At 42.2% G+C, this 23,567-nt stretch carries 27 protein-coding genes; 8 read left to right on the top strand and 19 right to left on the bottom strand.

Translation table 11 applies throughout. The features are described 5' to 3' along the window. From R2B72_RS16300 to putP, 3 genes are all read right to left on the bottom strand, one after another. Positions 1 to 309: transposase (locus R2B72_RS16300; RefSeq protein WP_318617838.1), on the bottom strand; the 309-nt coding region annotated here is incomplete at its 3' end. Positions 310 to 504: 195 nt separating this feature from the next. After that, positions 505 to 1,188, bottom strand: coding sequence for a VOC family protein (locus R2B72_RS16295; protein WP_318617837.1), 684 nt, complete (start codon positions 1,186 to 1,188; stop codon positions 505 to 507). Between the two features lie 62 nt (positions 1,189 to 1,250). Beyond that, entirely contained in the window at positions 1,251 to 2,735 is a 1,485-nt protein-coding gene (gene putP / locus R2B72_RS16290; RefSeq protein ID WP_318617835.1) for a sodium/proline symporter PutP, read from the bottom strand. A 464-nt stretch (positions 2,736 to 3,199) separates the two neighbouring features. Between putP and R2B72_RS16285 the strand changes: the two genes are divergently transcribed. After that, positions 3,200 to 4,363: an SAM-dependent methyltransferase gene (locus R2B72_RS16285; RefSeq protein ID WP_318617834.1), complete on the top strand. Its 1,164-nt coding sequence runs from the start codon at positions 3,200 to 3,202 to the stop codon at positions 4,361 to 4,363. Between the two features lie 112 nt (positions 4,364 to 4,475). Here the strand turns inward: R2B72_RS16285 and R2B72_RS16280 are convergent, their stop codons facing one another. The 5 genes from R2B72_RS16280 to R2B72_RS16265 all read right to left on the bottom strand — a co-directional run bounded on the left by R2B72_RS16280 (position 4,476) and on the right by R2B72_RS16265 (position 7,085). Beyond that, a complete protein-coding gene (locus R2B72_RS16280; RefSeq protein WP_318617843.1) occupies positions 4,476 to 4,736 on the bottom strand; it encodes a hypothetical protein in 261 nt (86 codons plus the stop codon). A 60-nt stretch (positions 4,737 to 4,796) separates the two neighbouring features. Continuing rightward, complete coding sequence (locus R2B72_RS18710) at positions 4,797 to 5,132, bottom strand: TIGR04104 family putative zinc finger protein (RefSeq protein WP_412177870.1); 336 nt, start codon at positions 5,130 to 5,132, stop codon at positions 4,797 to 4,799. A 25-nt stretch (positions 5,133 to 5,157) separates the two neighbouring features. After that, positions 5,158 to 5,820 (bottom strand): tetratricopeptide repeat protein, encoded by a 663-nt coding sequence (locus tag R2B72_RS16275; RefSeq protein ID WP_318617833.1) that lies wholly within the window; start codon positions 5,818 to 5,820, stop codon positions 5,158 to 5,160. 24 nt (positions 5,821 to 5,844) lie between these two features. Next, positions 5,845 to 6,354, bottom strand: coding sequence for a hypothetical protein (locus R2B72_RS16270; RefSeq protein ID WP_318617831.1), 510 nt, complete (start codon positions 6,352 to 6,354; stop codon positions 5,845 to 5,847). Positions 6,355 to 6,425: 71 nt separating this feature from the next. Next, the gene (locus tag R2B72_RS16265; RefSeq protein WP_318617829.1) at positions 6,426 to 7,085 is read right to left on the bottom strand and encodes a diphthine--ammonia ligase; all 660 of its coding nucleotides are present in this window, start codon (positions 7,083 to 7,085) and stop codon (positions 6,426 to 6,428) included. Between the two features lie 339 nt (positions 7,086 to 7,424). Here R2B72_RS16265 and R2B72_RS16260 point away from each other — a divergent pair, with 339 nt between their 5' ends. Continuing rightward, the gene (locus tag R2B72_RS16260; RefSeq protein ID WP_318617841.1) at positions 7,425 to 7,919 is read left to right on the top strand and encodes an RNA polymerase sigma factor; all 495 of its coding nucleotides are present in this window, start codon (positions 7,425 to 7,427) and stop codon (positions 7,917 to 7,919) included. Further along, a complete protein-coding gene (locus R2B72_RS16255) occupies positions 7,919 to 8,791 on the top strand; it encodes a DUF3298 and DUF4163 domain-containing protein (protein ID WP_318617827.1) in 873 nt (290 codons plus the stop codon). Before R2B72_RS16260 ends, R2B72_RS16255 begins: the two co-directional genes overlap by 1 nt. A 44-nt stretch (positions 8,792 to 8,835) precedes the next feature. On the opposite strand, the gene R2B72_RS16250 is transcribed toward R2B72_RS16255, so the two are convergent. From R2B72_RS16250 to R2B72_RS16220, 7 genes are all read right to left on the bottom strand, one after another. After that, positions 8,836 to 9,336 carry a PCYCGC motif-containing (lipo)protein gene (locus R2B72_RS16250; protein ID WP_318617826.1) on the bottom strand — a complete coding sequence of 167 codons (501 nt, stop codon included), beginning with the start codon at positions 9,334 to 9,336 and terminating at the stop codon, positions 8,836 to 8,838. A gap of 90 nt (positions 9,337 to 9,426) precedes the next feature. Beyond that, the gene (locus tag R2B72_RS16245; RefSeq protein WP_318617824.1) at positions 9,427 to 9,819 is read right to left on the bottom strand and encodes an HIT family protein; all 393 of its coding nucleotides are present in this window, start codon (positions 9,817 to 9,819) and stop codon (positions 9,427 to 9,429) included. A 15-nt stretch (positions 9,820 to 9,834) separates the two neighbouring features. Next, a complete protein-coding gene (fumC, locus tag R2B72_RS16240; RefSeq protein ID WP_318617823.1) occupies positions 9,835 to 11,217 on the bottom strand; it encodes a class II fumarate hydratase in 1,383 nt (460 codons plus the stop codon). Between the two features lie 33 nt (positions 11,218 to 11,250). Next, the gene (locus R2B72_RS16235) at positions 11,251 to 11,715 is read right to left on the bottom strand and encodes an NUDIX hydrolase (RefSeq protein WP_318617820.1); all 465 of its coding nucleotides are present in this window, start codon (positions 11,713 to 11,715) and stop codon (positions 11,251 to 11,253) included. A gap of 54 nt (positions 11,716 to 11,769) precedes the next feature. Next, complete coding sequence (locus R2B72_RS16230; RefSeq protein ID WP_318617817.1) at positions 11,770 to 12,708, bottom strand: HD-GYP domain-containing protein; 939 nt, start codon at positions 12,706 to 12,708, stop codon at positions 11,770 to 11,772. A 183-nt stretch (positions 12,709 to 12,891) separates the two neighbouring features. Continuing rightward, complete coding sequence (locus R2B72_RS16225; protein WP_318617840.1) at positions 12,892 to 14,445, bottom strand: flotillin family protein; 1,554 nt, start codon at positions 14,443 to 14,445, stop codon at positions 12,892 to 12,894. Positions 14,446 to 14,468: 23 nt separating this feature from the next. Then, positions 14,469 to 15,002, bottom strand: coding sequence for a hypothetical protein (locus tag R2B72_RS16220; RefSeq protein ID WP_318617815.1), 534 nt, complete (start codon positions 15,000 to 15,002; stop codon positions 14,469 to 14,471). A gap of 337 nt (positions 15,003 to 15,339) precedes the next feature. Between R2B72_RS16220 and R2B72_RS16215 the strand changes: the two genes are divergently transcribed. The 4 genes from R2B72_RS16215 (at position 15,340) to R2B72_RS16200 (ending at position 19,723) form a co-directional block, all read left to right on the top strand. After that, on the top strand, positions 15,340 to 15,960 hold the full coding sequence (locus tag R2B72_RS16215; RefSeq protein ID WP_318617813.1) for a DUF47 domain-containing protein: 621 nt from the start codon (positions 15,340 to 15,342) through the stop codon (positions 15,958 to 15,960). 11 nt (positions 15,961 to 15,971) lie between these two features. Continuing rightward, positions 15,972 to 16,970, top strand: a complete 999-nt coding sequence (locus tag R2B72_RS16210; protein WP_318617810.1) for an inorganic phosphate transporter — start codon at positions 15,972 to 15,974, stop codon at positions 16,968 to 16,970. A 158-nt stretch (positions 16,971 to 17,128) separates the two neighbouring features. Beyond that, a complete protein-coding gene (locus tag R2B72_RS16205; protein WP_067205063.1) occupies positions 17,129 to 17,329 on the top strand; it encodes a cold-shock protein in 201 nt (66 codons plus the stop codon). A 261-nt stretch (positions 17,330 to 17,590) separates the two neighbouring features. Further along, entirely contained in the window at positions 17,591 to 19,723 is a 2,133-nt protein-coding gene (locus tag R2B72_RS16200) for an MMPL family transporter (protein WP_318617807.1), read from the top strand. Positions 19,724 to 19,766: 43 nt separating this feature from the next. Here the strand turns inward: R2B72_RS16200 and R2B72_RS16195 are convergent, their stop codons facing one another. The 3 genes from R2B72_RS16195 to R2B72_RS16185 all read right to left on the bottom strand — a co-directional run bounded on the left by R2B72_RS16195 (position 19,767) and on the right by R2B72_RS16185 (position 21,466). Continuing rightward, positions 19,767 to 19,910, bottom strand: coding sequence for a hypothetical protein (locus R2B72_RS16195; protein WP_318617804.1), 144 nt, complete (start codon positions 19,908 to 19,910; stop codon positions 19,767 to 19,769). Further along, positions 19,907 to 20,377 carry a hypothetical protein gene (locus R2B72_RS16190; protein WP_318617802.1) on the bottom strand — a complete coding sequence of 157 codons (471 nt, stop codon included), beginning with the start codon at positions 20,375 to 20,377 and terminating at the stop codon, positions 19,907 to 19,909. The genes R2B72_RS16195 and R2B72_RS16190 overlap by 4 nt, the downstream gene beginning before the upstream one ends. A gap of 210 nt (positions 20,378 to 20,587) precedes the next feature. Then, positions 20,588 to 21,466, bottom strand: a complete 879-nt coding sequence (locus R2B72_RS16185) for a methyltransferase domain-containing protein (RefSeq protein ID WP_318617800.1) — start codon at positions 21,464 to 21,466, stop codon at positions 20,588 to 20,590. 206 nt (positions 21,467 to 21,672) lie between these two features. On the opposite strand from R2B72_RS16185, the gene R2B72_RS16180 reads away from it, so the two are divergent. Further along, complete coding sequence (locus R2B72_RS16180; protein ID WP_318617799.1) at positions 21,673 to 22,800, top strand: CAP-associated domain-containing protein; 1,128 nt, start codon at positions 21,673 to 21,675, stop codon at positions 22,798 to 22,800. An 85-nt stretch (positions 22,801 to 22,885) separates the two neighbouring features. Here the strand turns inward: R2B72_RS16180 and R2B72_RS16175 are convergent, their stop codons facing one another. Beyond that, positions 22,886 to 23,440 (bottom strand): superoxide dismutase family protein, encoded by a 555-nt coding sequence (locus R2B72_RS16175; protein WP_318617798.1) that lies wholly within the window; start codon positions 23,438 to 23,440, stop codon positions 22,886 to 22,888. Between the last annotated feature and the right edge of the window lie 127 nt (positions 23,441 to 23,567).

Here is a 23,567-nt window from a genome sequence, read left to right as displayed (position 1 = left end):
CGATTTGAATGTTGGATGCTTCGCTTTCCCATTGAAGAATTTTTTGTAGGCACCGCAAGCATCTTTTATCGCTTGCTTTGGTACGTTATTGCTGATGCCAGTCAACCAGTGATAATCATCTATTTTTTTTAGCTGTGTGAAACGTTTTCTCAACAGGTTATCTGATAAAAACTTTCCACCATTTTTATAGTTTTCTTGCTGTTGACCTAATGCCCAGTTGTAAGCAAATCGACTTGTTCCTGCGTATTGAAATAGTTTCGAAAGCTGCTTGTTATTTGGTTTTAACATCACTTTCATCGACGTAATCATTGACTAAAACCTCGCTTTCTTTACAGACAAATTAACTGGTTTTAGTTTATTTACCCTTCCGCAAATAAAAACAAACGTTCGTTTACAACTTTTTATAAAATATTTTTAACTGCTGTCACCCCCTCTCTAGCCTTACCATAGGTCCATTTATCTTACCATATGCAGATTCACGCACCAATTGGGGCGATTTCTTTGCTAATTAGCCTGCCCAATGACAACATCCGTCAATCTATCCTTACCACCTTCATGTTCCACAAATTTCAACAAGACATTGGACAAAGCAATATCATCAGCGTTCCCCACTTTTTTGGACAATAAAATCGCCCACTCCGCCGTCTCTCTCAACGGATCCTCTACACTGAACACACACTCTGTAATTTTAAGTTGTTCATTAGCCGAGGAAATCGTGCCTTCTTCACGTAGCTTAGCAAAACGAATATCCTCCGCATCCTCCCACTCGATAAAAAATGGATACGGCAATTCATTTGAAACGGGTTGATCGACAAATAGCATTTTCCACTTTCGCAATTGGCCAGTAGCCGTTCTTCGTTCTGCAGAAAGTACGCCAGATGTGTTGAATCCTTTATTGTTAATGTCCTCATTAAATTGCTTAATATCATCGACAGATAGGCAAATCGTCCCCCAGCCTTCGCCTTCTTTAAGGTCGTGTAGTAATAACCTCGTCAATGGATGATTCACCTGCTCTGCAACTTCCGGTCGTTCAACGGACAGCCATTCGATATAAGCATTTTTCACATATAACAACGCATTATACGTTCCCCATTGCTCATGGCAACCGCCTACAACAGCATGCTGTTGTTCCGCTACCCACTCATTTGGCGTACGATTCGTAAAATACACAACATGATCAAGTTTCATAAGCCCAATCCCTCTTTCCGAATAGAAGAAAAGCCTGCAGTATACACCACAGGCTTTCCATTTTACTTATCTTCTTTCAAAATTTTCATCGCTGCATCAAATTCCTTTTCAATGTCTGCATTTTTCTTGTATGTCATATTACTAACAATTACTGCGGCAATTAAACAAAGTAAGAAACCAGGAACAATCTCATACATCAACGATTTTAACGCCACGACATTTCCCCAGATCATAACCGTAATTGCTCCTGTAATCATACCTGCAAGTGCTCCTTGTGTCGTCAGTTTACGCCAGTAGAGAGACAGTAAAATGATTGGACCAAATGCGGCGCCAAAACCAGCCCATGCAAATGCCACGATGCTTAAAATGGACTCGTTATTAGGCCACGCAAGCACCATCGCAATAATAGAAACAATCAAAACAGCCATTCTTCCTAAAAAGACATAATGCTTATCTGTCGCATCTTTCTTCATAAACGTTTTGTATAAATCCTCAACAAGTGCTGAAGAAGATACAATCAGTTGAGAAGAAATTGTACTCATAACTGCAGCAAGAACAGCTGCCAGCATAATCCCCGCGATAAATGGATGGAAAATAATCTGTCCAAGAACAATGAATACGGTTTCAGCGTCTTCCAACGATGCATTTGTATTTTGTTGATAGTAAGCGATCCCAATAAGTGCAGTCGCAACCGCACCGAATAAACTCAAGAACATCCAGCTAATTCCGATACGACGTGCTTTCTTCGCTTCTTTATGCGAAGTAAGTGCCATGAAACGAACGATAATATGTGGTTGTCCAAAATAGCCTAGTCCCCAGGCAACAGCTGACAGAATACCAAGGAACGATGCTCCTGATACAAAATTCAACAATTGAGGATCAACAGCACGAATACTTTCCGTCGTTTCTGCAAATCCACCTGTAATGAAAACGCCTACAATTGGTACAAGAAGAAGAGCAAAAAACATAACAACCCCTTGTACGACATCTGTATAACTGACTGCCAAAAATCCACCGAATAATGTATAGAAAATAACGACACCTGAAACAATTAACAGACCAAGATGATAATCTAAACCAAATGAGCTAAGGAAGAACTTCCCGCCCGCAACCATTCCTGAAGATACATAAAACGTAAAGAAAATAAGAATGATGATACCAGAAGCAATCCGTAACAGACGTGATTTATCTTTCAAGCGACTTTCCAAATAACTTGGAATTGTAATGGAATCGCTTGATACTTGTGTATAGACACGTAGACGTGGCGCTACAAATACCCAGTTCAAATACGCACCGACTGTCAATCCGACAGCAATCCAAGCTTCAACCAAGCCATTCAAATAGATTGCACCTGGTAATCCCATAAGCAACCAACCCGACATATCTGCCGCACCAGCACTGAGAGCGGTTACAGCTGGACCAAGCGCACGTCCGCCAAGCATATAATCCGTTAGATTAGATGTACGTTTAAAAGCGTACCAACCGATAAAAATCATCGCGGCCATGTACAACACAATAGAAATTAATTGATACATTTCATTCGTCAATTGTAAAACCTCCTTTTAAAAATCTATTTGTATCATACCATCTTCCCGGGAAATTTAAGATAGTTTTTTTAACTTTTTCTATAAAACAATATTTTCCAAACAAACAAGCAACGACAAGTTCATGTTATTTCCGATAAATTCCCCGGGAAATAATAGCGTTTCGACATGCGTATATCTTTGATGACTGATGATTGTGTTTTGCAAATACAATTAAATCGATAAGGTTTAATATTCTTATTTTGGGGAATCTTAATGGTAAGGTGACAACATACGGCAGGCGCCCAACATCGTAGATACGCCACCGAAATAATACCTCCTCTTGTGGAAAAGCGCATTTCTTGGGGTTGGCAAGGAATACGCTTTTTCTCGTCGTGTAAATAGCTGTTTATCACTAATCAAATCTGTTAATCTTATTCTAAAGATTTTTTTGAATAACTAACCCGATTGACTTAGGAGAGATAAATATGCAGTTCGAAGAATTACTAGAAGAACTCACACGTCGGATGACAGATGGGGCTTTCATTAACGCAACGATCAGCCAGCCCCGAACAAAGTCGGACGAGTTGAAGCGTATAAAAGTGAAGCCTGTGGAAATAAAAGGACAGCTACATATTCAATTTGAATATCAGTTTGAACGTATCTTAAAACACGAAAACGTCACACCTGAAGAATTATCGGGACATTTACAACAACTGCTTGTGCGTTTCAAGCAAATCCATGCTGAGTTTTCGGATGAAAAAATCCATGTCCAACTATCCAAAAAGTTCAAAGTGATGTGGAAATCGGACAAAGTGAACTCTGGTAAAGTGGCTGATCTGTCACATAATCGCAAGAAAAATTATTTATTAGATGAAAATACGCCGTATCCATTTCTTGTACGACTCGGCGTCCAAACACCCGATGGCAAAGTAAAAAAGCAAAAGCACGATAAGTTTAGGCAAATCAATCGCTTCGTCGAATTCATTGATGATTCCCTTGCTCATTTACCAAAGGACCGTACTGTGCGTATTCTCGATTTCGGCTCCGGGAAATCCTATTTGACGTTCGCGCTCTATCATTACTTAAGCATCGAAAAAGGGCTCGATATTAAGGTGACTGGGCTTGATTTGAAAAAAGAAGTGATTGAGGAATGTAGTCGCATCGCGCAAGATCTTGGCTACGACGATTTGGAGTTTCTTGTCGGTGATATTAATGACTACAACGACGAAACATCTGTCGATATGGTCGTCACGCTACATGCTTGTGATGTCGCGACCGATATGGCGCTTGCTCGCGCAGTCAAATGGGGGGCAAAAGTTATCTTGAGCGTTCCTTGCTGCCAGCATGAATTGTTCTCGCAAATCAATTCTCCGGAGCTCGATGTTATGCTTCAGCACGGACTTATCAAAGAACGATTCGCTGCACTTGCCACCGACTCTATCCGCGCCGAGCTATTAACGCTAGTCGGCTACGAAGCACAATTGCTGGAGTTTATTGATATGGAGCATACACCGAAAAACGTCTTGATACGGGCCTATCAGACAGGACGGAAGCCGTCGATGGATGACTTTACACGCTACACTTCATTCAAAAACTTGCTGAATGCCGAACCGTTTTTGGAGAAGGAATTGGGTGATTTGTTGAGATAAATTAGTAACCCCTGTCTATGTTTGCGGCTTTCGACAATTGTAGATAGGGGTTGCTAATTTCAAACAATTAATATAATCATTAAGTTCATAAAAATGTTCAATGCCTATCCAATTAAGCATAATGAATAAGCGCCTTGACGGCTTCACAATCTGGTTGTGCAATTACTTTTAAAACGAATGGCAAATGAGCTTTGCGATTCGCCGAGTTATAATACTTTGAAAATGAATCCATATATTCTTGTGCATAATCAATGAGCGAGTCCGCTATCAAATCGGTAACGCCTTCGATTGAATCTGCATTTTCAACTATATCGATGTCCTTTAATGACATTGTAATTGAGCCATCCTCTTCTAAATGGCTTGTTACACTTATTGTCGGGTGAATGACGAACCTCTCCTTTACATAGATCGCTTCATTCCAACTAATTTACATTCAATAATCATCACTATATCTCACCAAATAAGGGGAGATCACAGACGCTAAAAGGGTCAAGGGAATAATGATGGATAGTACCGATAATAGAGACTGATTGTAATTATTCACTAGATATATTCCTAATAAAGCAAAAGGTACAGTAACTACAACGGACAAAAGTCTTGAAGCAATTAGTACTTTATGTTTTGTACCACACTGTGTGCAGACAATTGGTCGATAGGCTAGCCAAAGAGATTTATTGATTTCCCCCCTGGTAAATTGAGCATTGCAGTGATTACATTTTTGTAACTTCAAATTTATCAGACCTCCGCTCTCTTTTATGGCTTTGACCATAAATAGTCAAAACGTAAAAATATTTCTACTGTAATTTTTCGCCATAACAAAATTCCTGTCGCATCAAGCGTACTTCTTGTGCCGCATTTTCCACACCAGCTTGTTCAAAAGCCGAAATACTCATCGAAAAAGCCTCTGCCGCATTGTCAATTTCTCCGTTCGCTACAAAATATTGCCCTTTTCCTCTTTGCGCACAGGCAATACACATCAAATCATTCGCTTGTTGACCTTGATGCAATGCTTCTTCAAAAAATCGTTTGCTCTCTGATAGTCGATTTTCCGCAAGTGCAATGATGCCAAATTCATAAGCATTTGCAGAAAAACCTATGAAATCTTCCGGTAGCAACCTTTCTCTTAACTCCTTCTCCTGTCCGAACGCTTGCAAAGCTTGCGCATAATCCTTTTCCAAGCGGTATACCATCCCAATTTGATGATATGCAATTGCTTCATCAGATACATTTTGTTTTATCTGCGAAATTGCAAGGACCCTTTTATAACAATCGAGGCTTTCTGCAAACCTCTCTTGCATCGCGAGCGTAAAACCTAGTCCATGTAAGGAGCGCATCTCTTTCTCTAAATCATTATCCGACAAGTAAAGACATTCTCTGTAAAGCGTTTCCGCTTCTTCTAGCTGACCATTATCAAATAGTTGGAACGCTTCGGAGTAAGTATTGTCAAACTGTGTCATACGTCAATCCCCCAGTTTATTGATTTATTCATAATAGCCATTCGACTCTGGGAGCTGTTGATACTTTTCTTTCGCCACCATAAGGGAATGAACATATTCCTGTAAATGCATAATAGATTGTGAATCCGGTGTATCACTACAAAGCAACGTATACCGAATGATCCTCAAATCCCCATTTAGATGAACGACCCATTCCGTTCGTAATTGAGGTTCAGACGCACATTGTGCATTTTCATCCTCTTCAAAATCCAGCTTCCCCATGATATCGAGCGCAACCATTTTATTATAAACATCCTGCATTTCCTCATCCGTTAACGCTATAGATGTCTCCACTACGCCGTCTATCACCAAATCCTTCACAACGGTATCCGTAAACGTATCAACCTTCTGCTTGCCGTCCACCCCATACTCCACACTAAAATCGAACTCCTTTGGCATTTCTTCGGGATAAACCGTAGAAGGATGAACCATCGGAGAACACGCCACTAACATCAGCACGACTGTTAAAAGCCATCTCCAGCTTTTCACCTGCAACGAAAACACCCCGTTCCGCTGGAATTACGTTCCAAACCCATAAATATGTTGTCGTAATTCATCATTCACACCTATTTTCTAAGTGTAACATCCAAAAACACATAGCCATCCCTTTCATGCTGTCCCGAAAACACGACGGGCACACGCTCACTGAAAATTGGCCCGTCTACAACAACCGTATGGAATTCACCAGATTCTCCACACGAATCAATACCAAGTGCATCCAATTCATCCATTAGCTCTACCGTAAATTTACGGCCAACGAAATGTGCCGGCATCATTTTTGTATTAACAACGACAATATAAGCCTCGAATCCTGCCGCCACGAACTCCTCTAACAAACTACGGCGAGGCTCCAGCCATAACGGGTGCACCGCTTCCATAGCAACCTTTGCACAGGTTTTCTGCACCCATTGTAAATGATCTTCAAGGTCAATATCTCCGAAAACAGCATGGTCAATGCCGAGCTCCTTGCATGACTGCATGGCATCTAAAAACTGCTCCTCATAGCCACTCCAGCTTGCTCCCCGAATCATCAATGGAATACCCAATTTTTCCGCTTGCGCTTCAACAACTTCAAAAGGTAATGCATGTGATTTCGACCGCTCTTTATCCTCTTCAAACATCGTCCACAGTCGTTGCGGAATGCCCCCCGCTTTCATCGCCCGATAATACGCCATCGCGGAATCTTTCCCACCGCTCCATGACGCAACAAATGGTATATCCTTCATTACACTCACTCCCTTGCTCTTGTATTTATTTTACCATAGCTTTACGATTGTCTTACAAAAAATTCTGTGAACTAGGCTAGGTTGTCTAATCAAAAGAAATGCTCAAACTAAACCTGTAATTCCAACTTTCTACTTTTAATTGCAAACCGGACAACGAAGAGTCCGGTTTGTGTAATTTCTGCGCCTTTTGCAGAAATTACACAAGAAATGCCTAAGCTAAACCTGTAATTGCGGCATTACGATTCTAATTGCAAATCAAACTTTCCACGCCTACCACCCGTCAAATAACTGTAACGTGTTCGCGACATGTTGAAAATTGGAGAAGGTGAATTGTTTGTCATGACAAAAAATGAGAAGTTTAAACTCGTAGAACAATTTATAGTCGATAACCGTGAAGCCCATTATCGGCTGGCGTATAGCTATGTACGCAATAAAGAAAATGCACTCGATATTGTACAAGATGCCATTGTAAAAGCGCTACATTCAGTAGATCGACTCGATGAACCAGCTTATATGAAAACGTGGTTTTATCGGATTGTTGTCAATACCGCCATTGATTTTATTCGCAAGCATCAGCGGGTAACCGTAATGGACGATGTAATTCTCGATAGCTTTTTACCGCAATTGGAAGATGACATCACCGATATTGATCTGCAAAACGCCATTGACCAGCTACCGCCGAAATATAAGAGCCTTATCATTCTACGATTTTTCGAGGATTTGAAAATTGATGAAATCGCCGAAGTGACGGGCGATAATGTCAATACGGTCAAAACGAGATTATATGCAGCTTTGAAGAAACTACGCATCGAAATTGGAGAGGAGTTTAGGTGATGAAGAAACTAGATAAGTTAAAAAAGGATTACAATGACATAGAAATCCCACCTGAATTAGAGGATGTTGTCAATGCGTCCATTCAAAAGGCAAAGGCTTCACAGAAGAAACGTCCCGTTGTAAAACAGTGGACAATTGGTGCCGCCGCGGCAGCTGCTCTTTTCATAGGTAGCATCAATATGAGTCCGTCATTCGCACAGGCGATGGCCAACGTTCCTGGGCTTGGCGCAATCGTCAATGTCTTAACCGTACAACAATTGACCGTGGATAAAGAAACGTATCAAGCGGATCTTGCTATACCGGCAATTGAAGGATTGGCAGATAAAGAGCTACAAGCAACATTGAACGACAAGTACATTGCAGAAAACAAAAAACTCTTCGAACAGTTTGAGCAGGACGTTGCGGAAATGGAAAAGGCTGGCGGCGGACATCTTGGTGTCGACTCGGGGTACGAAATATTAACAGATAACGACCAACTATTATCCATTGCTCGTTACGAAGTAAACACCGTCGCATCTTCCTCCACGACTATGAAATACGACACGATTGATAAACAAAACAGCATTTTAATCACTTTACCAAGTCTTTTTAAAGACGATCAATACATCGAGGCTATCAATTCTTACATCGTCGATGAAATGGCACGGCAAATGGCTGCAGATGAAAATGTCATCTACTTTACGGCGGACGAGTTCGGTTCAGAATTTAAAACAATCCTGCCGAGCCAATCATTCTATATTACAGACAACAATAAGCTCGTCATTTCATTCGACAAATATGAGATTGCACCGGGCTACATGGGCATTCGGACATTTGAAATCCCGACAGACATTTTGGAAGACCATTTGGTGAGCGATACGTATATTAAATAACAGAAAAGCAGACACGCGATTGTGTCTGCTTTTTTGCTAACTATTTAAGACGGCATCTTCGTATCCGTTGGTTTCGCATAGCCTTCTTTATAGGTTTCATCAATAAAATTACGTACTTCTGTTAACGACTTGCCTTCCTGTGTCATCTTCACAGATTGTATCGCAATCTCAAGACAAACTTGGCAGCGTGTGCCGTGGTCGTCCCACACAACAGATCCGTCTTCGCGAATCTCATCGAGGAAACAGTTTTTGTTACTTTCATGTCCTGCACTATCGCCGCAACCGCAATAGCATGGCATATAATCAAGGATGTCCGTTGCTGTACCTGCAACTTGATAGACAAGGCGCATTTCTTCTGATTTATCATCCAAAAACGCTGGTAATTCAGCGGCAGATGCCGTTACTTCCTGCAAATCACCGTTTGGCAATTGCTGTTGTTGCCCTACTTCTAATTGACCTTTTTCATGGTCTGTATCTGCTTTTTGACCACATGCTGCAACGACGAGTGTCATGGCAAACAAGACGAGCATGAATCGTTTTTTCATGAAATGTCCACTCCTACTTTTTGAATCTACTCTTCCATCATAACCCAAACCGTCAATTTTATGAGTTACAGAATTGTGGACAATTTGGGATTACCGGCGATTGTCTTGTTGTTTAATCCAATAACGAATGCCCTTTCCTGCATGAGGCTCGTCCGAAAAGCGTGGAATGACGTGTAAATGTGCATGTGGAATCGATTGACCGCCTGTTTTTCCAGTATTCCAGCCCACTGAATAACCATCATGTCCATGCCGCCCTTCCAAATGGACTTTTGCCTTCAATAGGAGTTCCTGCGTATCGCTCCACTCTTCCGCCGTCAATGAAAAAACATCGACTGCATGCCGTTTCGGAACAATTAAACCGCTTCCTTCCAACACTTGTTGTTCCGAAGGCTTTTGAATATAAGCGCATGTTGCGTTTTCAAAGATAATTTGCTGCTCGAGATCTGCGAGCAAATTACAATAAGGACAATCTCTTTCATACATGCTGAATTCGACTCCTTACTTCCCAATCATTTTCGAAGGATCTACATACTCGTCAAACTGCTCTTCTGTCAGCAAGCCGGTTTTGAGTGCTGCTTCCTTCAGCGTTGTGCCTTCTGCATGGGCAGCTTTTGCGATTTTCGCAGCATTTTCATAGCCGATATACGGATTTAGTGCCGTAACTAGCATCAGTGAGTTTTGCACTTTACGTGCGATTTCATCACGATTTGGTTCAATGCCCACCGCACAGTTATCATTAAAGCTAATCATCGCATCACTCAACAACGTCACGGATTGTAGGAAGTTGTAGATGATGACAGGCTTGTAAACGTTTAGCTCAAAGTTTCCTTGGCTTGCCGCAAAACCGATTGTTGCGTCGTTGCCCATCACTTGCGCGACAACCATCGTTAACGCTTCACTTTGTGTCGGGTTCACCTTTCCTGGCATGATAGAGCTTCCCGGTTCATTTTCTGGAATCGTAATTTCACCAATACCTGAACGTGGTCCGCTTGCCAACCAACGCACATCGTTGGCAATTTTCATGAGGTCTGCCGCCAGCGCTTTGATGGCACCGTGAACGTAAACGACTTCATCATAGCTCGTTAATGAATGGAATTTATTTTGTGCAGATGTGAACTCGATGCCCACTGCCTTCGATATTTCCTCTGCAACACGATCTCCAAATCCCGCTGGTGCATTCAAACCTGTCCCCACTGCAGTTCCGCCGATTGCTAGTTCCTTCATCGACTCAACACTGTCTTGAATCATCTTTTCCGTCTTCTCTAGCATGCGATGCCAGCCACTAATTTCTTGTCCAAGTGTCAATGGCGTCGCGTCTTGTAAATGCGTTCGGCCGATTTTAATGATATCCATGAATTCTTCCGACTTTTTGCCGAGTGTCGCTTTCAACTGACCGATAGCTGGCACGAGTTGCTGTTGGACCGCTATAACACCTGCGACATGCAACGCTGTAGGGAATGTATCATTCGAGCTTTGTGATTTATTCACATCATCATTTGGATGCAGAAGTTCTTCCTCGCCCCACTCCTCCAACAATTGATTGCCACGATTGGCTAGCACTTCGTTCATATTCATATTCGATTGCGTGCCACTCCCTGTTTGCCAAACGACAAGCGGAAAATGAGCATCCAACTTCCCAGCAATCACTTCATCCGCGGCTGCAGAAATGGCTTTCATTTTTGCAGCTGAAAGAGCACCATGTGCATGGCTCGCAATGGCTGCCGATTTTTTCAAATGAGCAAATGCACGAACTACGCCGATCGGCATTCCTTCTTCACCAATTTTGAAATTTTGCTTACTACGCTGTGTCTGTGCTCCCCATAGCTTGTCCGCAGGTACTTTAATTTCACCGAATGTGTCATGTTCAATACGATAATCCATTTCGCCATCACCTTTCGAGTGTAAGTGCTTTCATTATCTCATGACTGGTAGCTTTTTTTCATGTGCCCAGTCTTGGATGAATGCTTTTTGTCTTGGATTTAAGTTTGCCGGCAAGTCATCTTTGCTGAAAAAACGATGCTCCTTACTTTCAGCTCCATCCTGTTTCAGCTTGCCCTCATAATGATCTGAATGGAAAATAACCTGCACACTGTATACTTGATCGCCATTTGGATAAGTGACATAACAAGACTCCCCTGAATAAAGGCCAAACAACTGTAACCCCTCCACATGCAATCCCGTTTCTTCATAAGTCTCCCTTATTGCCACCTCTTCAAAAGTTTCTCCCAGCTCCATCACCCCACCCGGAATACACCAATTATCTTCATCCGTCCGGTGCTGAAGCAATATTTTTCCCTCGTTTGTAATAATGACACCACAACCTACTGTTAATAAAGGCTCTTTGCCAACCATTTTTCTCATCGTTTGTATGTAGTCCAATGGATTCCCCCCTTAATATGTGCAAGAAAAAAGACCCGGCTATCCGAGTCTTTCTCATTTCCACTTAAACTGTTTTTTCTTCAGTATTTCTATAAAAGCATCGACAACTTTTGGATTGAACTGCGTCCCTTTCCCCGCCTTCAACTCCTCGACTGCATCCTCAATCGACAAGGCCTTCTTATAGACACGGTCGGTTGTCATAGCGTCAAAGGCATCAACGACAGAAACGATGGATGCTTCCAACGCAATCTCATCCCCCTTTAAACCATATGGATAACCCGTGCCATCATGCCTTTCATGGTGTTGCTCAACAATAAATGCAACATCTTTAAGCCATTTCACAGCATGTTCTCGTACCATTCTTGCACCTTCCGTTGTATGGGATTTCATAATCTCCCATTCCTCATCGGTTAGTTTACCTGGCTTGTTCAATATCTCCAATGGGATCGCCCGTTTGCCAATATCATGAAAATAAGATCCCCATCTTAACAAAATAAGACTTTGGGTATCCCCCGGCATATCCAAGTGCTTCCATACTTCAATGGTGTAATTTTTAATACGATCACAGTGATGATAGGTATAGCCATCTAATAACTCAATTTCTTCAGCTTCTTTTTGAAGCATCTGCATTTCAAGAAAATGTTCTTCATAAGCCTCTGCATCTATTTTAAGTAAAAAAACGGCTTCTGTTTCTCCATAAAACGACACAGTCTGTTTAAAGGAGGAAGCATCGAGTACCTCACCAATTTCCATCACACGACGACACCCATTTACTTCTATTTCTACAACACCTTCTAATAGTATATAGGATTCCCTTTCGAAGCGTTTGTCGTTATACTTCACCATAAAGAATTGGTTTTTATGTAATGTTAGAAGGGCATTTGACAACCCTTCCCACCTTCCTAGTAAAATGATTTCAACCGAGCTAAGACGCAAGGTTGGATTCCCTTCTTCTGTATAGTCAGCAAATGACTTGTTTGAATAGGTTAGCATTTTCCACCCCCTAATTTATTTAGTACTCTCACAGCTTTTATCAATTATAACAATTGTCAATCTATTTATCTAGGATATTTTAACTATACTAGTTATCATACCTCAAACTTTCTTAAATGAATTAATTTCATATTAAAAAGAGTCCATACACAATAATTGTGCATGGACTCTTCCCTTTAAAACTCATTCTGCTTCGTCAACAACAACTTCTTTTTCAACAAATTGTTTCGCATTCGCCGCTTTCACTTCGCTCGTAAGCTGATCAATACTCGGACGAATTGTTCCCTTGCCCGAATAATTCTCCAGCATTTCCTTCACGTCGATGCCTGAAGAAGCTTTCAATGTTTCTTGCAATGTAGACATTAAGTTCGTTGCATACGACGTTACTTTATTGGCACCGCCGCCTTCGCCGCCACCTGTGTCAACAACAGTAATCTTATCGATGTTAGACAGTGGGCTTGCGATTTCCTTCGCATACTCTGGCAGCATTTTAACAATCATATCAAGCATTGCAGCTTGCCCGTACTGTTCGAATGCTTCAGCAATTTTACGTTTCGCTTCCGCTTCCGCAAGACCTTTCAGGCGAATAATATCAGCCTCTGATACCCCTTGTGCGCGTAGTGAATCGGCTTTGGCCTGCCCATCAAGACGAACTTTTTCTGCATCTGCCGCCGCACGTGCTTCAATGCGGTACTTTTCAGCATCTGCCTCTGTAATTTGCTTAGATTTTTCAGCTTCCGCATTTTGCTCAATCGCATAACGATCCGCATCCGCTTTTTTCTTCACTTCAGAATCATATTGTCTTTCACGGCGTAAAATCTCTTTCTCTTCCAATTCAATTTGCTTTTGACGCTCAATAATCTGAATTTGCATTTCTTGCTCCATTACTTCCTGTTTAGAGCGAGCTGTTTGTAGCTCATACGCTTGGTCAGCTCGCGCCTTCGCTATGTCCTGTTCACGGCGGTAATCTGCCACTTTCAACTGGTTCTCTTTTTCCGCTTCCGCAATTTCAGTCGCACGCTCAATTTCTGCTTTTTGTGCTTCTTTAGAGGCTTCTGCATTTTTAATACGTGTTTCTTTTTCGGCTTCAGCCGTTGCAATATCTGCATCGCGTTTCACTTGTGCAATACGCGGCTTTCCTAGTGAATCGAGGTAACCGTTTTTATCGCGTACATCTTTAATTGTAAATGAAACGATGACAAGCCCCATTTTCGATAAATCCTGTGAAGCCACACGTTGCACTTCTTGCGAGAACATATCTCGGTTTTTATAAATCTCTTCAACTGTCATAGAGCCCAAAATTGAACGTAAATGACCTTCCAATACTTCTTTCGCCTCGTTTTCACGATCAACCTTTGATTTCCCTAAAAACTGTTCTGCAGCTGTCGCAATTTCAGAGATTGAACCACCAATTTTAATAATGGCTATTCCATCCGCCATAACTGGAACACCTTGCTCGGTATACACTTCCGGCGTCGTCACTTCCAGCTTGCTCGATAATAAGCTTAGCGGTGTTGCTTGTTGGAATACCGGCAGCACGAACGTACCGCCGCCACGGATGATTTTAATCCGATTGCCTGACTCATCCGTATGTACATTTTTTGCCCCTAAATAACTGCCTGTCACAATAAGTGCTTCATCTGGCCCGACCGTCTTATACTTCGATACATAGACGAGAATCACCGCTAATAAAACAAAAGCGACAACTCCAAGTGCAATCCAAATTCCCATATCCATCATATTATTTCCCCCTAAAAAAATTATTTGAAGCGGAATGGTTCATACTCCTTAACGATGAATGTCCCATGTTTTACTTCAATGATAAGCACCTCTTTGCCATATTCAATTGCCGTATTCTCGTACCCTGCTGCCCTTTTCGATAAAATCCCACTTACCGTCTCGATGACAATTTCACCAAAACCATCTACCGGTACAGGCACGATCACTTTAGCTACCTGCCCTGCGAGTGACTCATCTGTATAGGCAAGCGATACTTCCGCAGATCTTAACGGTAAAAGCACGAAGAAATAAAGAAGAAAATCGAGTATAGCTGCGATGACTAATGCAATACCTAAAATGATTCCACTGTTCAAAGCTGTCACTTGTTCCAGTATATAACCAGCGGCTGCAGTAAGTGTTATAAATGCAAGTACAACCGCCGGATCTAACAACGGACTTATCTCACCAACGCCCTCCGCCATGTCACTGAAAAAGATGTACAGTAACGTCACGAGTCCCGCGACGATTAACACCGTCAAATACACTTGCACAATTGGCATCCCAAACAGTTCCATTTCATCACCTCCACTTCCACTATTCTGCGTTACCTATATATACGGATGGTTACATCATAAGTTTCAATTTACTAAAAATTAAATTTCCTCTTTATTCAACCCTTTTATCAGTTGAGACAATTGTTTAGCGTGAACATTGTTAGTTTTATTAGAGAAAAGGGTAAACTAAAGAAGTACACTTTTATTACTGAATTATCACTTTTTAAAAGCGCAATCCCCTTATTGTAAAAGTTATGTTACGTTTGTGTAAATCTTGTCGAAATTTGTCCTAATTTCGAATCATTTTGTTATGATAAGGTTACAATAATTTATTTCCGGAGACGGATGGAGGCTAATGATGTTTAACCAACGTAAAACAGACCCTTTCTTTACTGCATTATTAACGATTGCAGAAAATGTACAAGAAGCAATTCATTATGCAGACAATTTCAAGGTAGAAACAGCTGCCGACTTAAAGGAAGTCAGCATTAAACTTAAAAATTACGAGACGGAAGGCGACACGCTGATTCACGACCTGATTACCAAGCTTAATAAGTCATTCATGACACCTATCGAGCGTGAAGATATTTTACAATTAGCTATTAAGATGGATGATATCCTAGATGGTGTCGAACAATTTGCAGCACATCTTGAAATGTTTTCACTCACTGAGATCGATGAATATGTCCAGAAATTCATGGAAAACATCGTGAAAAGTACAGATGAAATCGTCTTAGCTATGCAGTTACTCTCTAAAAGAAAACTTGAAGCGATGCGTGATCATGCTGTGCAAATTAAAGAATACGAACGCATTTGTGATGAAGTTCTTCGTACATCTATCAAACAACTTTTCATCCGTGAAAAAGATCCTATTCGCATCATTCAGTTCAAAGATATTTACGAGCAACTAGAAGATGTCGCTGATTACTGCCAAGATGTTGCCAATACAATTGAAACAATCATAATGCGTAACGCGTAAGGAGGCGACCTATGGATACAATACTTTTCCTTACGATACTGGTCGTTGTTTTTGCACTTGCTTTTGATTTCATCAACGGATTTCACGATACGGCCAATGCCATCGCGACATCCGTTTCAACGCGCGCGCTAAAACCACGTACCGCTATTATGATGGCGGCTATTATGAACTTCATCGGTGCACTAACATTTACAGGTGTCGCAAAAACCATTTCCAAAGATATCGTCGACCCATTCGTCCTTGAAAATGGCTCACTCGTAATCTTGGCTGCACTTCTTTCGGCAATTGCTTGGAATCTGATTACCTGGTATTACGGAATTCCATCCAGTTCCTCACATGCCTTGATTGGATCTATCGCAGGTGCCGCTGTTTCTGCTGCCGGGCTGGGGATTTTGAATTACGGCGGCTTTTTAAAAATTTTACAAGCACTACTCATTTCTCCGTTCATCGCACTTGCAGGCGGATTCTTGATGATGTCGCTGTTCAAGATTTTATTTAAAAACAGAAATTTATTCAAAGCAAATACCCGATTCCGCTATTTACAAATTGGTACGGCTGCGTTGCAATCGTTCACGCACGGGACCAATGATGCTCAAAAGGCGATGGGGATTATTACAATGGCTTTAATTGCTGCCAATTTACAAACAGGCGATGATATTCAGCTTTGGGTCCGAATTGCCGCAGCTACCGCAATGGGGCTTGGAACGTCTATCGGCGGTTATAAAATTATCAAGACGGTCGGCGGCAAAATCATGAAAATTCGTCCAGTCAATGGCGCAGCAGCGGACTTATCATCTGCCATCATCATTTTCGGGGCAACTCTTATTCATTTACCTGTCAGTACAACACACGTCATTTCTTCCGCAATAATGGGAGTAGGATCTGCACAACGTGTTAAAGGAGTTAACTGGGGTGTTGCTAAAAAAATCGTCGTAACATGGGTTATTACATTGCCAATTTCAGCTACACTTGCCGCAATTATCTATCAGGTTCTCAATTTGTTTTTTTAATTTCATCTTTTTACTTGCATTCCCATTTAGGCTCTGCTATGATAAAGAAGAATTATTTTTGTTCGGCGCGATGGTCTCGAATAAATCTTGACCGCTTCAAGACTTGAGCAAGGATAGTAACACAATGTATGCACATAGCATACGAGGAGGATACAAACATGGAACAAGGTAAAGTAAAATGGTTTAACGCAGAAAAAGGTTTTGGCTTCATCGAACGTGAAGATGGCGACGACGTATTCGTTCACTTCTCAGCTATTCAAGGAGAAGGCTTCAAGTCTCTTGAAGAAGGCCAAGATGTAACGTTTGAAATCGAGCAAGGCCAACGTGGTCTTCAAGCTACAAACGTAAACAAAAACTAATTTAAACTAACCATTCAAAAGCCAATCCTTTCGAGGATTGGCTTTTTTCTTTGTCTTTATTTCCGACATGGCTGTTCGGCTAATTCCCCTTATAGCTCTCCTTGGTACATTGACAGTTAGCTTCTTTTCACTTACAGTTCCCACGTTTCCACTGACAGTCTCACATCTTTCGCTTACAGCCTTTCCGAAAAAAGACATCTCCAACATTTTCCGCTATGATAGAAGGATAGAGTCAATCTACACACCGAAAGGATGGATTGTATGCGTACACTCGCGCGATTTGTAACGAGCGCACATAAGTATATCATTTTTGCTTGGATTGCAATTTTCATTGTAATGACCATTTTCGCGATCAAGTTACCTGGACTCCTCGAAGGTGACGGATTTGAAATGGATGGCGAACACGCCGCTGTAATGAACATCGTTTCCGATACATTTGATATGCCAGCAGAAACAATGTTTGTCGTTTTCGATGACATTCCAGATGATAAAATTCAATCGACGCTTCATGCTATTGAAAGACTTGACGTCACATCGGCAATTGATTCACCGCTGGACAATGGTATCCAATATAAAGAAGGCGTTTCCTACGCCCTGCTCCATTTTAACAATCACACAGAAAACATGTCCGACATCGTTACGGATATTCGAGATGCAATAGGCGATGAAAAAGGAATCACACTGACAGGTGCTTCTGCCATTTCAAAGGATATCAATACAGCCAGTCAGCATGACTTAATGACAGCTGAAGCCATCGGCCTGCCGATTGCGATTATCATCCTTCTTTTCGCCTTCGGAACAGTCGTCGCTTCCTTGGTACCACTCATCATCGGCATCGTCACAGTCGTTACCTCATTCGGTGTACTGACGATTCTCGGCGGACAAATGGATCTATCTATTTTCGTGTTAAATATTATCCCGATGCTTGGGCTCGCGCTTAGTATCGACTTCGCTTTGTTATTCATTAGCCGCTATCGCGAGGAACGCAAAAAGAGCGAGATGCATGAAGCCGTCGCTACAACCATCCGTACCGCGGGAAGATCTGTTATCTTCTCTGCGTTTTGTGTCTTCATCGGACTGGGTGCTATGCTGCTTATCCGAGTTGACATTTTCCAGAACATTGCCATTGGCGGCATGATTGTAGTTGGTATGGCTGTTCTTAGCTCTATCACCTTGCTACCATCTGTGCTCATCGCACTCGGCGATCGCATCGACAAATGGCAATTACTCAAGCCAAAAACTAACGGCGCAGACAATTGGCGTAAATTTGCACATCGTGTTATTAAACGGCCCGTCACCATTACAATCGTTGCATTTATACTACTTGGCATTGCCATGGTTCCTGTAAAAAATATGGAATTGACGATTCCAGCCATCGACTCACTCCCTAAGTCGTATGATACGCGTCAAGCTTTCGAATTAATGGATGACACATTTGGTCTTGGCGCACAATCATCCGTCTACGTCATCGCAGAACGCGCAAACGGCTGGGAGGATACAGCAGGCCTTCAAGCTATGAAAACATTAGAAGAGCAGCTGGCAAAGGATCCATTAGTCGATAAAATAACAACCATTTTTACAGCTAGTGATATCGATTCAGTTGAGCAATGGGAACAGGCCATACAAGTACCTGAAATCGCTGCTGGTCTTTCACCCCTTGTCGAAACTTTTGTCAAAGATAAACAGTTAATGATTCCTGTAACACTCGGAGCTGCTGGTGATTCTGATGCAGCACAGCAGTGGACACGTGATTGGTCCGAGAAGAACGCGGCTGAACATTTATTGATTGGTGGGCAACCGAAGTTCAATCAGGAAATCTTCGATGAAATATGGGATAAAATCGTCTACGTGCTCATCGTCATAATCGTATCAACGTTCATCATCCTAATGATTGCTTTCCGGTCAATCTTAATCCCAATTAAAGCAATTCTAATGAACATTGTCGGATTGTCCGCCACGTTCGGCATTCTCGTTTATATATTCCAGTATGGGCATTTCGGAATTGAAGCCGGCACAATCGCACTCATCATCCCTGTCATCGTCTTCAGCCTCGTCTTTGGGTTAAGCATGGACTATGAAGTATTCCTGATTTCACGGATGCAGGAGGAGTATGCGAATACGTTTGACAACGACCGCGCAACCGTCGAAGGGCTTGCAACAACAAGCAAAATCATCACATCGGCTGCACTCATCATGATTGTCCTAACGGGTGCATTCGCCTTTACGGACGTTATGCCGGTTAAACAAATAGGCGTCGGTATCGCCATTGCAGTCGCCATTGACGCCACCATCATCCGCTTGTTACTCGTCCCAAGCCTTATGAAGCTATTTGGCAAATGGAACTGGTGGTTACCTTTTAGGAAAGGCCCCTATAAGGCGGGAAATTGGCATTAACTACAAAAAAGCGCATCTGGCATTAAAACAGATGCGCTTTCTCTTATAAACGATAATCCATCACTTCAACAACTGACTCCATGCTATTCTCAACTTTGTTAAACGTCGCCATCACTGAGAAATAAATGGCTACGACGATAACAATGACGAATAGGACAAGTCCGATGACAAGGTGTTGACCCTTCACTTGGGTTCACCTTGCACCTGTTTGAACTGCTCTTCTTTCAAGTAAGCAACAGCTTCAGCATAGTCGCCAAAGCTATCCTCTAAGTTCAAACCATGATATAAATTCCAAGCGCCTAACTCTTCCATCAACACTAGCTTTTCTCCTGCACCATTTACCCAGTGCTGCTCAACAGCCTGTTCTTCAACTTCCCCTTGCGACAATGACGCAATAGAGTCTGCAATCGTTTTGCGTAATTCTTCTTCTGTCGCTTCACGTATGTTGACGAGTCCTCGGTCATCCGCATCATACCCCGCAATTCCGGCTACATAGACAAAGCCGTTGCCATTTGGATGAAGATGCTGAACGACAACTGTCTTGTCGTATAAACTGTCTTCATAATGATAATTAACCCGTTTCATAGACACGTCTTTTCGTGATAATTCCGGATAGGATTCAATAATTGCTTGTTTCTGTTCAAATGTCAGCATATCTGTTCACTCTTTTCCACTCTAATTTCGTTTAAGTATACCATTATTATTCTTTCACCGATAATCCGAGCACACGCGTAAAGCCAATCGCTTAGGCTTTTGCCTTTTCTCGTCAACATATGACCCCTCAGCGCGTTTTCCACTCCGTAAAAATGACAACCAAAATAATCACCGCAATCGCAACTATATAAAACCAGCCTGGTACACTACTCATTCCACCAAACATTGGCCCGTACCCTCCCTGTTAACGCCAGAAATAATCGTGAAATCAATCGTTATCTCGGAAATAGCCATCTGTAGCGCCTCTTCAATCTTGTCCGCACTTGCTCCCCAAGTCAGCGGCGTCATTTGAATAAGCGGCGCAAGAAGTCCTTCAGCTAACGGAAAAGTATACGTAACCCTCTCCGTGCTAACCGCATCAAAATGTTCCGCGACTCGTGCCACTGGATCCGCGTCATCCTTCTGGCCTTTATCTTCATAAAAAATAGCTCTCAGCTCTTTTAAATAACCACTTTCCGGTACCGCTTTAACAAACAGCCCACCCGGTTTCAACAAACGAGTGAACTCCCCATAATTTGCTGGCGATAAAACATTTAAAATCGCATCGAATTTGTCATTTTGAAATGGGCAATTCGCGAGATCCGCCACACTCCAAATCAAACCTGGATACTCTTTCGCAGCGGCTGTAATCCCTTCTTTCGATAGGTCAATGCCGACCCCCGTTACATCACCCGTGAGCCGTTCAACAATCGTCGATAAATGCGATCCTTCCCCGCAACCTGCGTCGAGAATAACCGCATGTGCATGCGTTTCGACCGTACTAACTAGCGCTTCCAAGACCCCATCAAAAAATCCGCTAGTCATCACCGTTTTCCTTGCCTCAAACAGCGATTGATCATACTTTGTCACATGCGCTTGTGGCGCCAAGTTCACATAACCATTTTTCGATAAATCAAAGGAGTGATTAGTCATACAAACAAGCCGCGATTTATCCACCATGGTCATCTCTGATAAGCAAACCGGGCATCTAAATAAGTCTGCATTGCAATCCATCATTTGTGCATTGATCATTTTTTTCGATAAAGTCATACCATCCAAACTCCGATCATTTGTTGTTCTACCAGTATACCGTTTTTCTTCAAGGACTGGAAATGCGGATAATATTATTACCACTATAAATCAATCAAGCGGGAGGCTGTAGCTGAATTCAGATACAGTAATTATTTCCAACAATGGTGTTCTCGCTGTATTCATCGCACATTAGCAGGTTACAATAGCAACTAGGAGGCGATTCCATGAAACGATTATTCTTGTTCATTCTATTCATTGCTGCACTGTATCTCGCAAAGCCATTATGGGAACAACCCGTCTCACGCTACGTCGACATCTCTTTTCTCGAACCTGTCGATGAAAAGATCGGGTCCCTTTTGAATAGAGAATCTATGGACACAGCAATCCGCTATATTGCCAACGGCGCGGACAAAGCTGTCTTTTATCTAACTTCTAAAACACAAGAAGCACAGGAAACTATCCCTGAAGTAGAAAAGCCCGTGTTGGATAAACCAGTGAATACCCAGCTCTCTATCCACAATATCGAACTGGGTAGTCCAGAAGCACAAGTAACCGCCGAGCTCGGCGAACCCAAAAGCCGCTCTTTGAACGAATATGGCTCAGAATGGTTAACCTATCACAATGGCTATCAAAATTTCGTCATGGTTTCATTTGACGATAAAAAACAAGTGAATGCCATTTACACGAACGATGATCTTATCTCATCGACTTCTGGTATCAAGTATGGTTCTTCAAAAAAGGCTGTACGCGAGACATTCGGCGAACCCATCAAAGAAATTCGTAAAGGCTTGAATATTTATGTACTGCAAGAAAGCGAAGGATTTGACGTTTTTCAATCAGGTGATACATACACCTACGTTTTTTATGATTTACATCAAAATGACAAAGTGACGGCTATCCAACTCATCGCCACCACTTTAGAACAGAAAAAAACCGGCATTTACGCCGGCGGTAATCCACAACTTCGTGATGGATTTGAGCAACAACTATTCGATTTAACAAACGCTGCTCGCGTCCGTCATGGACTATCTTCCCTAGAGTGGGAAGATAGGGTCGCAGAAACAGCACGCGACCATAGTATCGATATGGCAGACAACGACTATTTCAGCCATCAAAACAAACAAGGCAAGTCTCCATTCGATCGGATGAACGATGACGGCGTGACATATCGTAGCGCCGGCGAAAACCTTGCCTACGGTCAATCCAGTAGCATCTTCGCACACGAAGGTCTCATGAACTCCGCCGGCCATCGTGAAAATATCCTGTTAGATACTTACAGTCACCTCGGCACAGGCGTGTCCTTCAACGAAAAATCACAACCGTACTATACGGAGAATTTTTTGTCGAAATGATGAATCCTTTGCTGAATCTAATGTGTGGTAAGACATTTATTTAACCCATTGAATGCGCCAGTCACTGGACACCAGGATGGGCTTGTTATTTTTTGATTACTGCACAAGCAATCCGCACACCCGAGTTACCGGATGGATCTGTTTTATAGTCGTCTGCTTTTTCATGAATGACGAGTGCACTGCCGTCACTATCCAAAATTGAATTTGTAGCACCTGGTTTCATCGTAAATTCGGCAGTTGTCACTTCAGCCGACACCTTTCCATTGGCATCGACTTCGATATTGGGCAAATCGCCTAAATGGAACCCTTTTGGATTTTCAAAGCCATGCTCTTTATGTGTTGGATTGAAGTGACCGCCTGCCGACGCGAAATCTGGGGGCGTACAGACGCCTGTTTCATGAACATGAATACCTTTCGATCCAGGCGGTAAACCCTCCGCCTCAATACGAATGGTCACGCCATCTCCAGATTCCACAAAACTGACCTCGCCAATCTCATTACCTTCCGTATTCATAATGGGTGCGACAACCGATTTCGTATTCTCACCGCTTACTGGTAGCTTCTGACTTGCGCTTCTGCTACATCCACTAGCGATGACAAGCGTAGCTAATAGGATGGGTACGACAACTTTTTGCTTCAATATAATTTCCTCCTCGAAATATCTTCCATTAGGGAGGATGGTCTTCATTCATTTTTTTATGCATAAAAGTGGCGGTTGTTCTAAAATTTATGCTGCAGTCGATAAAAATACCGCTGCCCATCCTACA

The organism is Sporosarcina sp. YIM B06819, assembly GCF_033485175.1.
GTDB lineage: Bacteria > Bacillota > Bacilli > Bacillales_A > Planococcaceae > Sporosarcina.
Note: the sequence above shows the minus strand (reverse complement) of the source record. Positions and strands in the feature narration are given on the sequence as shown.

Bases quoted from the DNA above. Each gene is read 5' to 3' on its own strand.
- R2B72_RS16220 (WP_318617815.1), bottom strand. From the start codon at position 15,002: ATGGAACTGTTTGGGATGCCAATTGTGCAAGTGTATTTGACGGTGTTA.
- R2B72_RS16250 (WP_318617826.1), bottom strand. From the start codon at position 9,336: ATGAAAAAACGATTCATGCTCGTCTTGTTTGCCATGACACTCGTCGTT.
- R2B72_RS18710 (WP_412177870.1), bottom strand. From the start codon at position 5,132: ATGGTCAAAGCCATAAAAGAGAGCGGAGGTCTGATAAATTTGAAGTTA.
- R2B72_RS16285 (WP_318617834.1), top strand. From the start codon at position 3,200: ATGCAGTTCGAAGAATTACTAGAAGAACTCACACGTCGGATGACAGAT.
- R2B72_RS16260 (WP_318617841.1), top strand. From the start codon at position 7,425: ATGACAAAAAATGAGAAGTTTAAACTCGTAGAACAATTTATAGTCGAT.
- fumC (WP_318617823.1), bottom strand. From the start codon at position 11,217: ATGGATTATCGTATTGAACATGACACATTCGGTGAAATTAAAGTACCT.
- R2B72_RS16295 (WP_318617837.1), bottom strand. From the start codon at position 1,188: ATGAAACTTGATCATGTTGTGTATTTTACGAATCGTACGCCAAATGAG.
- R2B72_RS16225 (WP_318617840.1), bottom strand. From the start codon at position 14,445: ATGGATATGGGAATTTGGATTGCACTTGGAGTTGTCGCTTTTGTTTTA.
- R2B72_RS16200 (WP_318617807.1), top strand. From the start codon at position 17,591: ATGCGTACACTCGCGCGATTTGTAACGAGCGCACATAAGTATATCATT.
- R2B72_RS16230 (WP_318617817.1), bottom strand. From the start codon at position 12,708: ATGCTAACCTATTCAAACAAGTCATTTGCTGACTATACAGAAGAAGGG.
- R2B72_RS16255 (WP_318617827.1), top strand. From the start codon at position 7,919: ATGAAGAAACTAGATAAGTTAAAAAAGGATTACAATGACATAGAAATC.
- R2B72_RS16275 (WP_318617833.1), bottom strand. From the start codon at position 5,820: ATGACACAGTTTGACAATACTTACTCCGAAGCGTTCCAACTATTTGAT.
- R2B72_RS16185 (WP_318617800.1), bottom strand. From the start codon at position 21,466: ATGACTTTATCGAAAAAAATGATCAATGCACAAATGATGGATTGCAAT.
- R2B72_RS16215 (WP_318617813.1), top strand. From the start codon at position 15,340: ATGTTTAACCAACGTAAAACAGACCCTTTCTTTACTGCATTATTAACG.
- R2B72_RS16210 (WP_318617810.1), top strand. From the start codon at position 15,972: ATGGATACAATACTTTTCCTTACGATACTGGTCGTTGTTTTTGCACTT.
- R2B72_RS16205 (WP_067205063.1), top strand. From the start codon at position 17,129: ATGGAACAAGGTAAAGTAAAATGGTTTAACGCAGAAAAAGGTTTTGGC.
- R2B72_RS16245 (WP_318617824.1), bottom strand. From the start codon at position 9,819: ATGTATGAAAGAGATTGTCCTTATTGTAATTTGCTCGCAGATCTCGAG.
- R2B72_RS16265 (WP_318617829.1), bottom strand. From the start codon at position 7,085: ATGAAGGATATACCATTTGTTGCGTCATGGAGCGGTGGGAAAGATTCC.
- R2B72_RS16190 (WP_318617802.1), bottom strand. From the start codon at position 20,377: ATGCTGACATTTGAACAGAAACAAGCAATTATTGAATCCTATCCGGAA.
- R2B72_RS16180 (WP_318617799.1), top strand. From the start codon at position 21,673: ATGAAACGATTATTCTTGTTCATTCTATTCATTGCTGCACTGTATCTC.